General features: G+C 66.0%; 11 protein-coding genes and 1 pseudogene. 8 read left to right on the plus strand and 4 right to left on the minus strand.

Going from position 1 to position 13877, the window contains the following annotated elements:
- Positions 1 to 127: 127 nt before the first annotated feature.
- Positions 128 to 391 (plus strand): annotated as a pseudogene (locus AC066S_RS21810) (amino acid ABC transporter substrate-binding protein); the annotation flags it as partial.
- Between the two features lie 226 nt (positions 392 to 617).
- Here AC066S_RS21810 and AC066S_RS21815 read toward each other — a convergent pair.
- The 3 genes from AC066S_RS21815 to AC066S_RS21825 form a co-directional block, all read right to left on the minus strand.
- Positions 618 to 1685: a hypothetical protein gene (locus tag AC066S_RS21815; RefSeq protein WP_478270581.1), complete on the minus strand. Its 1068-nt coding sequence runs from the start codon at positions 1683 to 1685 to the stop codon at positions 618 to 620.
- 89 nt (positions 1686 to 1774) lie between these two features.
- Complete coding sequence (locus AC066S_RS21820) at positions 1775 to 3265, minus strand: flavin-containing monooxygenase (RefSeq protein ID WP_478270582.1); 1491 nt, start codon at positions 3263 to 3265, stop codon at positions 1775 to 1777.
- Positions 3266 to 3358: 93 nt separating this feature from the next.
- On the minus strand, positions 3359 to 3808 hold the full coding sequence (locus AC066S_RS21825) for a cupin domain-containing protein (RefSeq protein ID WP_024339447.1): 450 nt from the start codon (positions 3806 to 3808) through the stop codon (positions 3359 to 3361).
- Between the two features lie 187 nt (positions 3809 to 3995).
- Here AC066S_RS21825 and AC066S_RS21830 point away from each other — a divergent pair, with 187 nt between their 5' ends.
- Entirely contained in the window at positions 3996 to 5021 is a 1026-nt protein-coding gene (locus AC066S_RS21830; protein ID WP_478270583.1) for an AraC family transcriptional regulator, read from the plus strand.
- An 8-nt stretch (positions 5022 to 5029) separates the two neighbouring features.
- Here the strand turns inward: AC066S_RS21830 and AC066S_RS21835 are convergent, their stop codons facing one another.
- Positions 5030 to 5659: a cupin domain-containing protein gene (locus AC066S_RS21835; protein WP_126255171.1), complete on the minus strand. Its 630-nt coding sequence runs from the start codon at positions 5657 to 5659 to the stop codon at positions 5030 to 5032.
- 219 nt (positions 5660 to 5878) lie between these two features.
- Between AC066S_RS21835 and AC066S_RS21840 the strand changes: the two genes are divergently transcribed.
- The 6 genes from AC066S_RS21840 (at position 5879) to AC066S_RS21865 (ending at position 13817) form a co-directional block, all read left to right on the plus strand.
- Positions 5879 to 7570, plus strand: a complete 1692-nt coding sequence (locus AC066S_RS21840; protein ID WP_135168648.1) for a peptide ABC transporter substrate-binding protein — start codon at positions 5879 to 5881, stop codon at positions 7568 to 7570.
- A gap of 27 nt (positions 7571 to 7597) precedes the next feature.
- Complete coding sequence (locus AC066S_RS21845) at positions 7598 to 8548, plus strand: ABC transporter permease (protein ID WP_126255173.1); 951 nt, start codon at positions 7598 to 7600, stop codon at positions 8546 to 8548.
- Between the two features lie 3 nt (positions 8549 to 8551).
- The gene (locus AC066S_RS21850) at positions 8552 to 9427 is read left to right on the plus strand and encodes an ABC transporter permease (RefSeq protein WP_478270584.1); all 876 of its coding nucleotides are present in this window, start codon (positions 8552 to 8554) and stop codon (positions 9425 to 9427) included.
- Between the two features lie 39 nt (positions 9428 to 9466).
- The gene (locus AC066S_RS21855) at positions 9467 to 10795 is read left to right on the plus strand and encodes an NAD(P)/FAD-dependent oxidoreductase (protein WP_478270585.1); all 1329 of its coding nucleotides are present in this window, start codon (positions 9467 to 9469) and stop codon (positions 10793 to 10795) included.
- A 7-nt stretch (positions 10796 to 10802) separates the two neighbouring features.
- Positions 10803 to 11729: a 2-hydroxyacid dehydrogenase gene (locus AC066S_RS21860; RefSeq protein ID WP_126255176.1), complete on the plus strand. Its 927-nt coding sequence runs from the start codon at positions 10803 to 10805 to the stop codon at positions 11727 to 11729.
- Between the two features lie 225 nt (positions 11730 to 11954).
- Entirely contained in the window at positions 11955 to 13817 is a 1863-nt protein-coding gene (locus AC066S_RS21865) for an ABC transporter ATP-binding protein (protein ID WP_478270586.1), read from the plus strand.
- Positions 13818 to 13877 lie beyond the last annotated feature (60 nt).

Raw genomic sequence — 13877 nt, forward strand, 5'->3', positions numbered from 1 at the left:
TGAAAGCCGGAGTGTGGTTCCGCCGTGCTCGTCTGCTCATCGTCTCTCCTGATTCGCGGGTCAATCTTGCCCGCCGTCAGGCAGAAACTCCACTTATCGCGCTGTTCAGATTTGCGGGACCAGCTCAATCTTCGGCCTGCTCGGAAGCGGCGAGATCGACGCCTTCGCATTGTCGCGCGACCAGCTCAACAAGATGGCGCAGAAGATTCCGGGCACGCGCGTGCTGGACGAGACGTTCAAGAAGACCGTGACCGCCGTCGCCGTGCCGCTCGGCCACAGCCAGGCGCTGACCTTCGTCACAAAATTCATGACCGAGGCGGTGACGAACGGCACTTTGCGCAAAGCTTTCGACGACAACGGCCTGAAGGACGCGCCGATCCGGACGGAGTAGTGTGCTCCGCGGCACATCCTTCGAGACGCCCGCCGTTGGCGGGCCCTCAGGATGAGGACCGAGTGCGCGGCGCCAATTTCAACGAGTACTACTGCCGTTTAGCCTCATCCTGAGGAGACCGCAAAGCGGTCGTCTCGAAGGACGAGGCGCTTGCTTCGCTGTCGCCGCGATGCCTAGTCCCGCTCACTGGCGGCTTGCGATGTCTGATCGCAGTCTCGACCGCCGGCTACCGCCCCCTGATCTCCGCATACTTCGCCATCGCTTTCTCGAACTTGCGGTTGAACAACCACATCGCGGCGAGAATCTCGCGGAAGCTGGCGGAGCTGCGCGCCCGGTCGGCCTGTCCGAAGGCAAAGATGCTGTTGTTGCGCAGGTGCTTCATGACCGTGGGGCTGGAGACCCTGTAGTTCAGGAGATCGCCGGATTTGAGCGCGGCCCGCGTCGGGGTCGGCACGATCTGGATCAGCTCGAACAGCTTCATCTGGTCGATCGGGTCGGGCAGCGTCTTCACGATGGCGGGGATCTCGCGGAACACGTCCGCGTGTGCGTTCATCAGGCCGTCGCGCACGTTGGTCCAGTGGTTGAAGCGGTGGTCGGTGCCGCGCGCCCGCGCCTCCTCCTTGTCGTCGCGCGCGCTCAAGCCCGGATCGATCGCAGCGATCTCGCTTTTGATCGCCTGCCATTTCCTGTGACCGTTGCGGTCCTCGGAGGGGCCGGTCTGGAAGCTGCCCATATAGGTGTTCGAGCGTCCGTTGCGAACGTTCTGCTTGCCGTTGGTCTCGGCAAAGAACAGCCCGAGGCTGATGCGTCCTGCAACGTCGGCGTGCTCGGGCGCGAGCCCCTTGGCGCGCGCGATCACCGTGGCGAGATCGACGACGTCCTTGAACGGCGTCGCCGAGTTCTGCGCGTTGGCGGGCGGTGCCTCCATGACGTCGAACAGTCTTGAATATTCGTCGATCAGAGGTTCGATATCGGCATCGAAATAAGCCGGGGGAATCTCGAACTTGTTGGGCCGGCCGATCCGCGACGGCATGGCGTCGGTGAGATCCTTATAAGTGCTGATCACCGCGACGCGCGCCAGATAAAGCGCCTGTCCCGGCAGGTTCGGCAGCGGCTCCTTCGCGTCGATCTGGCGCCGGCGCTCGGCCAGGATCGATTTGAACCCGGCGAGCGCCCGGTCATAGGCGGCGACCGCCTCCGATTGCTGGGCCGTGAGCGCACCCTTCTGCGCGAGGGCAGGCCCCGCGACGAAGAAGGCAACAGCCGCAAAGATTGCGAGACGTCTGAATCCCATGGCCGGTTCCTGTCGATTCGTTGGCCAGGGAGATCGTAAGCAACAGAGGCACGCGCTGGCGAGACGCAAATCCCGCTCAGTCGGAATTCTTATGCCGCCCGATAGTCCGGCGCCGTCGCCAGGAATTTTGCATAGGCATCCGCATCCGGCGGCTGGAAGCGGCCGGCAAGCCCGCCGCGCTTCTGGTTCTTCGCGCCGATGTCGGCCATCAGCTCGTCGAAATGGCGGTAGTGATAGGGCGCGACGCACAGGCCGCCATAGACGCCCGCGGCCGGCCGCTCGACGCGCTTGAAGTGCAGCATCATCTCGATGTTGTCGCGCATCTGCTGCGCCGTCGGCTGCTTGGCGAGCTGGCCGTCGGCGTAGCGCACCAGCCAGTTGGCGGCGAGGTCGGCGCAGAGCACGGTGCAGAACGAGGAGTTGAAGCCGACGAAGCCGAGCTCGGGCAGATCGGGGTTGGCGATCAGGCGGTAGAGCCGGTACTGCCCGTCGGCATCGACCAGCTTCTGCCTGTAGGCCTCGGGCAGGAACGGCACGCCGAGCTTGTAGCCGATCGCGAGCACCGCGACGTCGGCGCCCACCCGCTCGCCGCCGCTCATCACGATGTTGTCGCCGTCGTAATGGTCGAACGTACCGAACACCGCCTTGATGCGGCCGTCGGCGACCATCGGATAGAAGCCCGGCGTTGCGATCGGCACCGAGCAGTTGACGCCGTCCTCGATCCGCTCCTTCGGCACCATGTTGCAGCGGCCGAGCTTGAGCTGCGCCTTCAACAGGCTTTCCAGCCCGCGCCAGTTTGCCCAGACCAGCGGCGCGGCGATGCGATGCGCGAGCCGCCCCATCGCGCTCATGCCCCAGCCAGGAAACATCTCCTCCTGCGCGCGGATGTAGAGGATGCGCTTGAAGTTCACGAGCCCGCCGATGAAATAGGGAATGCGCCAGACCGGCTCGCGCATCACGATGGTGACCTCGCGCGCGCCCGACTTCACCGCGTTGACCGCGATGTCGGTCGCCGATTTCGAGCCGCCGAGCACGACGACGCGGCGGTCCTTCGCCAGCGAGGGATCGCAATATTTCGAGGAGTGCAGGATCTGGCCGCCCTGTGCCAGGAAGGCATCCTCGCCCGGGCAATGCAGCTCGCGCGGCTCGTTGAACTGGCCGGTGCAGACGGCGACGAAATCGAAGTCCTCATGCGTGCTCGCGCCGTCCTTGCTCTTCAGCGCGAGCGTCCAGCCGGGCTTGCCGTCGGCGCGCCGCGCCATGCCGGCAACCTCGGTGTCGAGGCGCAGCATGCGGTCGAGGCCAAAGCTCCTGGCGTAGTCGGCGAGATAGTCATGGACCTGCGGCCCGGTCGGCCATTCCGGATAATCCTCCGGCATGGCGCGGTCGGTGTAGCGGTAGAGCTCCTTCGGGCTCTGCGTCTGCACCTCGGGATAGGAGCGCGCCGGCTCCCAGACGCCGCCAAGATCGCTGCTGCGCTCGACGATGGCGACGCGGTGGCCGCGGTTGGAGAACGCCTTGGCGGCGGCAAGGCCGGAGACGCCGGCGCCGATCACGCAGACATGCTTGGGACTGACCATGGGGTTTGCTCGCAATGTGTTTCGGGCAAGCGGCCACGTTCGGCCGCAAGGCGCGGCTGGCGGGCCAGCAAGCAGATGAAGTGGACGAGGAACCTAGTCGTTGGCCTCGGGCGGCAGGAAATCGACCTCGTGCAGCGCCGAGATGCGCACGACTTCGGCAGGGTCGGTCAGATTGTGCAGCTGGTTGAACAGCGCCTCCAGCTTCTGCATCGGCGAGACCCAGAACAGCGCCCGGCACGGCTTGTCGGATTTGTTGAAATAGCCATGCGGGATGCCGCGCGGCATCCGCACCAGATCGCCGGCATGGGCCTTGACCCATTGTCCGTCGAGCTTGAGGTCGAGCGTGCCCTCCTGCACCAGGATGAACTCGTCCTGGGTCGGATGGATGTGCACCGGCACGAACTGGCCGGGATCGCTGTTGGTCTCGAACGCGAAGGTGGAATCGGTGACGGCCTTGGGGAAATAGACCTGGCCCAGAATGTTCCAGCTCTTGCCGCCGTAGCCTGTGCCGTTAGCGGTAATGCCTTTTTCGAGTGCAGTCATGGCGCGCTCCCATTGGATTCCGGCGGGGATGGAGCTTCCGTCGACACGGGGAGGTTGTCTATCCGCTAAACGAATCCGGGTGCGCCTGTTGCCGTGCAGCATGACGATTTTGGCAAGGCCGGCCTTTTCGCGTCCGCAGAATTATTATAGGCTTAAAGCAATTCCGTGACGCGAAGCGTGGTCGACGATGTCCGCAGCCGTGCTGGAAATGGGCGCAAGGGCGTCCGCAGCCGAACGGCTTGCGGATTTCGCCCGCGTCACCACCGATGATGTCGACGAAGCGGCCGAACAGATCGGACGCATCTTCTGCCCGCACGACCTCAAGCCGACACAGGCGCGCGCGGCCGGCTTCTCGGCCCGGCACAATTGCGCCGCCTTCGACGGCTTTTCGATCAATTACGTCGCCTACGGCGGATCGGTCTGCATCGATCCCGGTTGCCTCGAGCGCTTCTTCCTGGTGCAGATTCCGCTCACGGGCACAGCCCATATCCGCGCCGGAATCACCGAGCTCGAGGCCGCGCCGGAGCGGACGGCGTCGCTGCTGTCGCCGACGATCCCGACCCGGATGATGTGGCGCGACTGCGGGCAGGCGATCCTGCTGCTCGACCGTCGCATCGTCGAGCAGCGCGCCGCGGCGCTGTCGGGCAGGGCATCGGGCACGGTCGAGTTCGATCCGGTGATCGACCTGGAGACGCCGGCCGGGCGGGTCCTGCAAACCCGTCTTGCCGAGCTGATGACACTCGCCGAGCGTCTTGGTCGGTCCGGCAGGCTGTCGGCGCTCGCCATAGCCGATTGGCGCGAGCTGCTGCTCGATCATCTGCTCAATGGCCAGCGGCACGGCCTGTCGGATGCGATCACGACATTCTCCGGCCGGGCCGAGCGGCTGCCGCGCGCGCTGCGCGCGGCGCGCGACCATCTTGCGGACAATGCCGCTGAGCCGCTCGATCTCGCGCAGCTCGCCTGCGCCTCCGGCATCGGCATCCGCGCGCTCCAGCTCGGCTTCCGCCGTCATTTCGGCCAGTCGATTTCGCAGATGCTGCTCGACATGCGCCTTGCCGCTCTGCACGCCCGGCTCGCGCAAGGATCGCCCGATGCCTCCGTCACCGACATCGCGTTCGATCTCGGCTTCACCCATCTCGGCCGCATGGCCGGGGCCTACCGCGACAAATTCGGCGAGACGCCCTCGGCCACGTTGCGGCGGCGGCTGAGCTGAATCATCGGCTAGACCGTCGCGCGATCTTCGCGCAGCGTCGTCACCCAGATCACGCGCGCCGCCTGCTGGGTCGGATTGTCGAACATGTGCGGCACGGTGCTCGGAAAGCGGAAACTGTCGCCGGCCTCCAGCACGTGGGCCTGGTTGTCGAGCCATAGCCGCAGGCTGCCGGACAGGATGTAGCCGGCCTTCTCGCCGGTGTGCTGCAGGAAGTCGGTGCCGGAGGAGGCACCGGGATTGAGCGTGAGCTCGTAGAGCTCGAGCTGGCCCTTGCCTTCGGGAGTGAGCGCTTCCTTGACGACGCCGCTGGCGGTGAGCCGCAGCAGCCGGCGACTGTTCTTGCGCACGATGTAGCGCGGCACCTCGGCGGGATCGCTGGTCTCGAAGAAATAGGAGATGGGCACCTCGAGCGCGATGCTGAGCAGGCGCAGCGTCCGGATCGACGGCATCGCGCGCGCGCGTTCGAGCTGGCTGATCATGCCGGTGGACAGGCCCGTCTTGTTGGCGACGTCCTGGATCGAGAAGCCGGCGCGCTGACGCAGCAGCCGCACGGTTTCGCCGAGGCGCTGGTCGACCGCATCGTCCGCCTCGTTTCCCGGGGCGTCCTTCGCATTGTTGGCGTTGCCGCGACCATCCATGTCGCTCTCCCATGCATCATCATGAGCCCCGGCCGTATCGGTCCGAGGCATCAGCCGGAGTGAAAAGGTCGCGCATACTAGCAATGCGATTGACAGGTGTAATTAGTCGTGATGAAATTTTGACTGAAAAATTTAGAAGCACTAAAGCCCACTCCTGTCCCTTTGCCGGGGTCTCGGGGCGCGGGAGACGGTGCCGCGTGCGGAAACGGAGAGTGGGTCATGGCAGGTGACACCGACAAGCTCGGCGTTGAGGCACTGCATTTCGGTCGTCCGAACCGCCGTCAGCTCTTTCAGCTCGGCGCGGGCGCCGCAGCGGGATGGACGCTTTCAGGTAACGCCTTCGCGCAGACCGAGCGCCCGACCAATCCGCCGGACAAGCCGCGCGGGCAGGTAATCGCGGCGCTGTCGCAGGAGCCGACGGTCTTTCATCCCTTGATGCCCGGCATCGAGGTCGATCAGGGCGTCTGGTGGCAGGTGTTCTCGCTGCTCTGGTACATCGACCCCGCCGGCAAATTCGTTCCCGACCTCGCCCGCGAAATCCCGACCATCGAGAATGGCGGCCTGTCGGCCGACGGCCTAACCTGGAAGATCAAGCTGCGCAGCGACGTGAAGTGGCATGACGGCACGCCGTTCACGGCCGACGACGTCAAGTTCTCGCTCGAGCTGATCAACGATTCCAATTTCCGCGCGCGCAGCCGCGTCGGCCACAGCCTGGTCAAGGACATCAAGGTCGTCGCGGCGGACGAGATTCATTGGCGCATGGAAGCGCCTTATTCGCCCTACATGTCGATCCTGGGATCGCTGACCTTCATCGTGCCCAAGCACATCCTGGAGAAGGTGTCCGATCCGAACGCCTCGCCGTTCCACAATGCGCCCGTTGGCACCGGCCCGTTCCGCTGGGGCGAACGCGTGCCCGGCGATCACATCCTGCTCAACGCCCACACCGGCTATCACGGCAAGGGGCCTTACGTCGAACGCGTGGTCTTCAAGTACATTCCGGATCTCACCGTCCTCTACACCCAGTTCCGCACCGGCCAGGTCGACTACACCGGCCTGCAAGGCATCTTGCCGAACTTCGTGCAGGAGGCGAAGACGCTGAAGGGCCGCAAGATCGTCGTCTCCTCGACCTCCTCGGTGGAGCATATCGCACCCAATCTGGAGTTCGGTCCCTTCGCCGACCGCGCGGTGCGCGAGGCGCTCTACCTCGCCATCAACAAGCAGGCGATCATCGATGCGCTCTACTACGGCCTGCCGACGCAGACCGAGAGCTTCGTGCCGCAACAGGCCTGGTCGTTCCAGCAGGGCCTGCCGCAGCACAAATACGATCCCGCCAAGGCCAACGCGCTGCTCGATGCGAGCGGATGGGTGCGCGGTGCCAATGGCGTGCGCGAGAAGGGCGGCGTCAAGCTCGAATTCACCAACTCGACGACGTCGGGCAACGCGGTGCGCGAGCAGACCCAGCAGCTGCTGATCCAGGACTGGCGCGCGATCGGTGCTGCGATGCGCGTCAACAACATGCCGGCGGCCGTGATCTGGGGCGATTTCTGGCAGCAGTCGAAATTCAATTCGGTGCTGGTCGCCGTGAACTTCATGCTCGGCAGCGACCCCGACGTGACGCCGCGCTTCGGCTCCGGCGCCATCCCGGCCCAGGGCGGCCGCGGCTACAACACCTATCAGTACAAGAGCCCGGAGGCGGATCGTCTGCTGGCGGAAGGCGCCAGGCAGTTCGAGATCGCACAGCGCAAGACCACCTATGGCGAGCTGCAAAAGCTGATCCGCAACGACTTTGCGATCCTGCCCATGTTCCAGGGCTTCATCGCCGAAGGCGTGAAGGAGGGGCTGCAAGGCTTCCGCCCCAACATCAACACCTCCATCAATTGCTGGAACATCCGCGAATGGTACTGGGCCTGACGGATCAGGTGCGCAGGGCAGCCTGAGATGGCCCGTTACGTCGTCAACCGCCTGGCGCAGGCGATCATGCTGCTGGTGATCGTCTCGGCGATCGGCTTTGCCATCCTGCATCTGGCGCCCGGCGGTCCGCTGTCGCAATTCGCGGCCTCCGCGCAGATGACGCAGGAGGATCTCGATCGCGTCACCAGGCAGCTCGGGCTCGATCGCCCGCTGCCGGTTCAATATCTCGACTGGTTCGGCCGCATGCTGCGGGGCGATTGGGGCAAGTCCTATCGCGACGGCGAGGCGGTGCTGTCGGTGGTCTCCTCGCATCTCGGCGCCACGCTGGAGCTGATGGCGACGGCGACCATCATCGCGGTGCTGCTCGGCTGCTGGATCGGCATCCTCGGCGCGCTGCGCCGCTATTCGCTGTTCGACACCCTCGCCACCGTCGGCGCCATGATCGCGCTGTCGATCCCGACCTTCTGGTTCGGCCTCGTCACCATCTACGTGTTCTCGGTGAAGCTCGGCTGGCTGCCGGCCGGCAACCGGCACACCATCGGTGACGGCTCGCTGCTCGATCTGCTGCATCATCTGATCGCGCCGGCGATGGTGCTGGCGCTGGTCGAGACCGCGATGTGGGGCCGCTTCATGCGCTCCTCCATGCTCGAAGTGATCAACCAGGACTACATCCGCACCGCGCGCGCCAAGGGCATGCCGGAATGGCGCATTCTCACCGTGCACGCGCTTCGCAACGCGCTGCTGCCGATGATCACGGTGGCGGGCTTGCAATTTCCGACGCTGCTCGGCGGCGCGCTGGTGGCCGAGACCGTGTTCACCTGGCCCGGCATGGGGCGGCTGTTCCTCGATTCCATCGGCTACCGCGACTATCCCGTGGTGATGGGCATCCTGATGTTCTCCGCGACGATGGTGCTGATCGGCTCGCTGCTGGCCGACATCCTCTATGCCGTCGTCGATCCGCGCATCAGGGTGGGCTAGGCGATGACGACCGCGGCTCTCTCCACCGTCCAGCTCGCGCCCGGCCAGGCCGCCTGGCGGCGCTTCCGCCGGCATCGTCTGGCGCTCGCCGGTGCCGTCATCATTCTCGTGCTCGTGCTCGGCTCGGTCTTCGGCCCCTATCTGCTGCCGTTCGACGACACCTATATCGACATTATGAAGCGGTTCGCGCCGCCGCTCTCCGGGGCTCATGTCCTCGGCACCGACGAGCTCGGCCGCGACGTGCTGGCGCGGCTGATGATGGGCGCACGCGTCTCGCTCACGATCGGCATCGTCGCGATGGTGATCGCCATGGTCGTCGGCATCATCGTCGGCGCCTTTGCCGGCTTCTATGGCGGTCTGGTCGGCGCTGTCCTGATGCGGCTCGTCGATGCGGTGCTGTGCTTCCCGACCATCTTTCTGCTGCTCGCGCTGGCCGCACTCACCGAGCCCGGTCTCGTCACCACCACCGTGCTGATCGCGGCGACCGCCTGGATGTGGGTTGCCCGCGTCGTCGAGGCCCAGGTCCGCTCGCTGCGGGAACGTGAGTTTGCGGTCGCCGCACTCGCCTTCGGCTCGTCGAACCTGCGCATCATGTTCCGCGAGCTGGTGCCCAACGCGATCGCGCCGATCGTGGTGGCGGCGACTTTGAACGTGGCCAAGGCGATTCTGCTGGAATCCTATCTCAGCTATCTCGGCTACGGCGTCCAGCCGCCGGCCGCGAGCCTGGGCAACATGCTCAACAACGCCCAGATCTATCTCACCAGCGCGCCGTGGCTCGCGATCGCGCCGGGCCTCGCCATCACGCTGGCCGTGACCAGCTTCAACTTCCTCGGCGACGGCCTGCGCGATGCGCTCGACCCGCGCATGAACATCCCATGACGAACCAGACCTCGATCGAACCGACGCCAGGAGTGCCCCATGTCCCCGCCGCTCAACCGCATCAATAGCGACGAACGCCTGCCGGCGCAGGTGGACGTCGTCGTCATCGGCGGCGGCGTGATCGGTGTGTCTGCGGCCTATCATCTGGCGAAGAAGGGCCATTCGGTCGCATTGGTCGAGAAGGGCCATGTCGGCGGCGAGCAGTCGAGCCGCAATTGGGGCTGGTGCCGGCAGCAGGGTCGCGCGCGCGAGGAGATTCCGCTGGCGCGCGAGGCGCTCCGGCTCTGGGAGGACATGCAGAACGATGCCGGCGTCGATGCCGGTTTCCGTCGCACCGGCGTGCTGTTCCTGACCAAGAGCAAGGACGAGCTCGCAAGCTGGGAGCGCTGGGCCGCGGTCGCGCGCGAGATGCAGGTCCACTCCACCGTCCTGACGCCGGCCGAGGTCGCCGAGCGCATGCCTGATAATACCGACACATGGGTCGGCGGCCTGCACACGCCGAGCGACGGCCGCGCCGAGCCGTCGATGGCGGTGCCCGCGCTGGCCACTGCCGCGCGCAAGCATGGCGTCACCATCCATCAGGGCTGCGCGGCGCGCGGGCTGGAGACGACCGGCGGGCGCGTCAGCGCCGTCGTCACCGAGAAGGGCACCATCCGCACCCAATCGGTGCTGCTCTCCGGTGGGGCGTGGTCGTCGCTGTTCTGCCGGCGTCACGGCATCGAGCTGCCGATCGGTCTCGTCAACGCCACCGCATGCCGGACCACGCCAGGACCGGAGATCACCTCCGGCGCGCTCGGCACGGATTTCTATTGCATTCGTCGCCGCCTCGACGGCGGTTTCACGCTGGCGCTACGCAACCGCGGCACGGTCGAGCTGTCGCCCGATCTGTTCCGCTACGCCCGCACGTTCTGGCCGACTTATTTGCATCGCAAGAACGGGCTGAAGCTCTCGTTCGGCAAGTCCTTCTTCGAGCAGATCGTGCGCGGCACCAGCTGGAGCTTCGACAAGCCGTCGCCGTTCGAGACCGAGCGCGTGCGCGATCCCGAGCCCGACATGTCGCTGGTCAATGCCGCGCTGGCCTCGTTGATCAAGGCGAATCCGGAATTGAAGGACATCGAGATCGCGGAGGCCTGGGGCGGCACCATCGACTGCACGCCTGACACGATCCCCGTGATCTCGGCGGTCGATGCGTTGCCCGGCTTCTTCCTCGCCACCGGCTTCTCTGGCCACGGCTTTGGCATCGGCCCCGCCGCCGGCAAGCTCGCCGCCGACATCGTCACCGGCACGACGCCGCTGGTCGATCCCGCCGCCTACAGCCACAAGCGCATGATCGACGGCCGGCGGCTGGCGCCGGTCAGCCCGTTCTGAGCGCGGCATGACGGTTCTCTACAAGGCCAACATGGTTCGCGGTGCCGAATGGGCGCGCTTGTTCGCGGAGCGCGCGCCGCGTCTGCCGTTCCGGCTCTGGCCCGACATCGGCGATCCCGCCGCGGTGCGCTATCTCGTGGCCTGGGTGCCGCCGGACGATATCGCGGCGACCTTTCCGAACCTCGAGCTCGTCTTCTCGGTCGGCGCGGGCGTCGACCAGTTCGATACAACGAAAGTGCCGGCGCACATTCCGCTGGTTCGCATGCTGGAGCCCGGCATCGCCGAGACCATGGTCGAATATGTCACCATGGCCGTGCTCGCCCTGCATCGCGACCTCCTGCATTTCATCAGCCAGCAGAAGGAGCGGGTCTGGCGCGAGATCCGGATCACGCCGGCCAGGCGCCGGCGCGTCGGCGTGATGGGGCTCGGCCAGCTCGGGCAGGCCGTGCTCGATCGCCTCAAGGCATTCGGCTTCCCGCTATCGGGCTGGAACCGGTCGCCGCGCGAGATCGAAGGCGTCACCTGCTACGCGGGCGCAGAAGCGCTGCCCGAATTTCTTGCGCAAGCCGACATTCTCATCTGCCTGTTGCCTCTCACCGACGAGACGCGCGGCATCCTGAACGCGGATCTGTTCGCGCGCTTGCCGCGCGGGGCGGGGCTCGTCAATGTCGGCCGCGGTCCGCATCTCGTCGAGGCTGATTTCCTTGCGGCGCTCGACAGCGGCGCCTTGTCAGCTGCGGTGCTCGACGTCACCGATCCCGAGCCGCTTCCGCCAGGCCATCCGTTTTGGAGCCACCCGCGCATTCTGCTGACGCCGCACAATGCCAGCATGACGACGCCCGACACCGCCGTCGATTTCGTGCTCGACGTCATCGAGCGTCACCGCCGCGGCGAGGAACTGCCGGGGCTCGTTGACCGCACGCGTGGATATTGAGGTGATGATGGGAACGTCGGTGCAGCCACGAGCGCAGTTTACCTCTACCGCTCTTGTCCGCCGAAGCCTTGGCGAAGGCGGATGCGGGAGAGGTCGGCGCGAAGCGCCGGGTGAGGGTTCTCTCCTCTGGGGGAGCCTTCGTTGTCGAGACACCCTCTCCCCGACCCTCCCCCGCAAGCGGGGGAGGGGGCGTACCTTCGCTGGCGCACGTGCTGGGGTCTTCGCATGAACACCAGCGCGAGCGCACACGAGCAGGTCATTGCCGAAGCCCCCGTGCTCTCGGTCGCCGGCCTCACCACCTCCTTCATGCTGGAGCGACGATGGATTCCCGTCGTCCGCAACGTCTCCTTCGACGTGGCGCCGCGCGAAACCGTGGCGATCGTCGGCGAGTCCGGTTCGGGCAAGAGCGTGACCGCGCTGTCGATCATGCGGCTCATTCCAAAGGAGATCGGCCGCATCGAGGGACGTGTCACGCTGGCCGGCCGCGATCTGCTGACGCTGCCGGAAGCGCGCATGAAGGATATCCGCGGCAACGATGTCGCCATGATCTTCCAAGAGCCGATGACGAGCCTCAATCCGGTGCTCACCATCGGCTTCCAGATTGCGGAAGCGCTGATCCAGCATCGCGGCCTGTCGCGCGCGGCGGCGGAGGCCGAGACCATCCGCCTGCTCGATCGTGTCCGCATTCCGGCGGCGCAATCGCGCTTCCACGAGCATCCGCATCGCTTCTCCGGCGGCATGCGCCAGCGCGTGATGATCGCGATGGCGCTGGCCTGCAGGCCGAAGCTCCTGATCGCGGACGAGCCGACCACCGCGCTCGACGTCACGATCCAGGCCCAGATCCTCGAGCTCTTGAAAGAGCTCCAGCAGGAAGAGGGGATGTCGATCCTCTTCATCACCCACGACATGGGCGTGGTCGCCGAGATCGCGGACCGCACCGTGGTGATGTATGGCGGCCAGGCGGTGGAGACGGATACGACCGCGCGCATCTTCGAAACGCCCTCGCATCCCTACACCCGCGCGCTGCTCGCCGCGGTGCCGCGGCTCGGCTCGATGGACGGCCGCGCGCGGCCGATGCGGTTTCCGATCGTCGACAAGGTGACGGGCAGCTCGGACGAGCCGGCGGAGACGCCCGACACCGTCTCGACGGCCGAGCGGCCGCTGCTCGAAGTCGCTGGCCTCACCACGCGCTTTCCGATCCGTTCCGGATTGTTCGGCAAGGTCTCGGGTCGCGTCCATGCGGTCGAGAACGTCTCCTTCACCTTGCGGGCCGGGGAGACGCTGGCGCTGGTCGGCGAATCCGGTTGCGGCAAGTCGACCACGGGACGCTCGATCCTCAAGCTGACGGAGCCGGACAGCGGCACCGTGCTGATCGATGGCCAGGACGTCCTCGCCATGAATGGCCGCGCCTTGCGCGACGTTCGAAAGCACATGCAGATCGTCTTTCAGGATCCGTTCGCGAGCCTCAATCCGCGCATGTCGGTGGGAACGGCGATTGCTGCGCCCTTGCTCGCCAATGGCCTCGCTTCGGCGTCGCAGGCGCGCGACAAGGTCGCCGACCTCCTCCTGCGTGTGGGTCTTACCGCCGACATGGCGGCGCGCTTTCCGCACGAATTCTCAGGCGGCCAGCGCCAGCGCATCTGCATCGCGCGTGCGCTCGCGCTCGGGCCGAAGCTGATCGTCGCCGATGAGGCGGTCTCCGCGCTCGACGTCTCGGTCAAGGCGCAGGTCGTCAATCTGATGCTCGACCTGCAGGCCAGCATGGGCCTTGCCTATCTCTTCATTTCCCACGACATCGCGGTCGTCGAGCGCATGAGTCACCGCGTCGCGGTGATGTATCTCGGCGAGATCGTCGAGATCGGCCCGCGCGCATCCGTGTTCGGCAATCCCCAGCATCCCTATACCAAGAAGCTGATGGCCGCCGTGCCGGTGCCCGATCCGTCGCGTCGCGGCACGCGGCGCGACGTGTCGAACGACGAGATCAGAAGTCCCGTGCGTGCGCCCGATTACCAGCCGCCGGTTCGGCAATATCGCGAAGTCTCGCCCGGCCACGTCGTCCAGGTCTGGGGCGAGGAATGGTCGGGCTGAGGCGCGAGCTCCACATGTCCTCCGGAAATCGTGAGCGGATGGAGCGACAGGGAACAGCGG

It is taken from the genome of Bradyrhizobium sp. CFUWI, assembly GCF_056429085.1.

Excerpts from the sequence above, each read along its gene's own strand:
- AC066S_RS21815 (WP_478270581.1), bottom strand. The coding sequence starts at position 1,685 with ATGGGATTCAGACGTCTCGCAATCTTTGCGGCTGTTGCCTTCTTCGTC.
- AC066S_RS21820 (WP_478270582.1), bottom strand. The coding sequence starts at position 3,265 with ATGGTCAGTCCCAAGCATGTCTGCGTGATCGGCGCCGGCGTCTCCGGC.
- AC066S_RS21825 (WP_024339447.1), bottom strand. The coding sequence starts at position 3,808 with ATGACTGCACTCGAAAAAGGCATTACCGCTAACGGCACAGGCTACGGC.
- AC066S_RS21830 (WP_478270583.1), top strand. The coding sequence starts at position 3,996 with ATGTCCGCAGCCGTGCTGGAAATGGGCGCAAGGGCGTCCGCAGCCGAA.
- AC066S_RS21835 (WP_126255171.1), bottom strand. The coding sequence starts at position 5,659 with ATGGATGGTCGCGGCAACGCCAACAATGCGAAGGACGCCCCGGGAAAC.
- AC066S_RS21840 (WP_135168648.1), top strand. The coding sequence starts at position 5,879 with ATGGCAGGTGACACCGACAAGCTCGGCGTTGAGGCACTGCATTTCGGT.
- AC066S_RS21845 (WP_126255173.1), top strand. The coding sequence starts at position 7,598 with ATGGCCCGTTACGTCGTCAACCGCCTGGCGCAGGCGATCATGCTGCTG.
- AC066S_RS21850 (WP_478270584.1), top strand. The coding sequence starts at position 8,552 with ATGACGACCGCGGCTCTCTCCACCGTCCAGCTCGCGCCCGGCCAGGCC.
- AC066S_RS21855 (WP_478270585.1), top strand. The coding sequence starts at position 9,467 with ATGTCCCCGCCGCTCAACCGCATCAATAGCGACGAACGCCTGCCGGCG.
- AC066S_RS21860 (WP_126255176.1), top strand. The coding sequence starts at position 10,803 with ATGACGGTTCTCTACAAGGCCAACATGGTTCGCGGTGCCGAATGGGCG.
- AC066S_RS21865 (WP_478270586.1), top strand. The coding sequence starts at position 11,955 with ATGAACACCAGCGCGAGCGCACACGAGCAGGTCATTGCCGAAGCCCCC.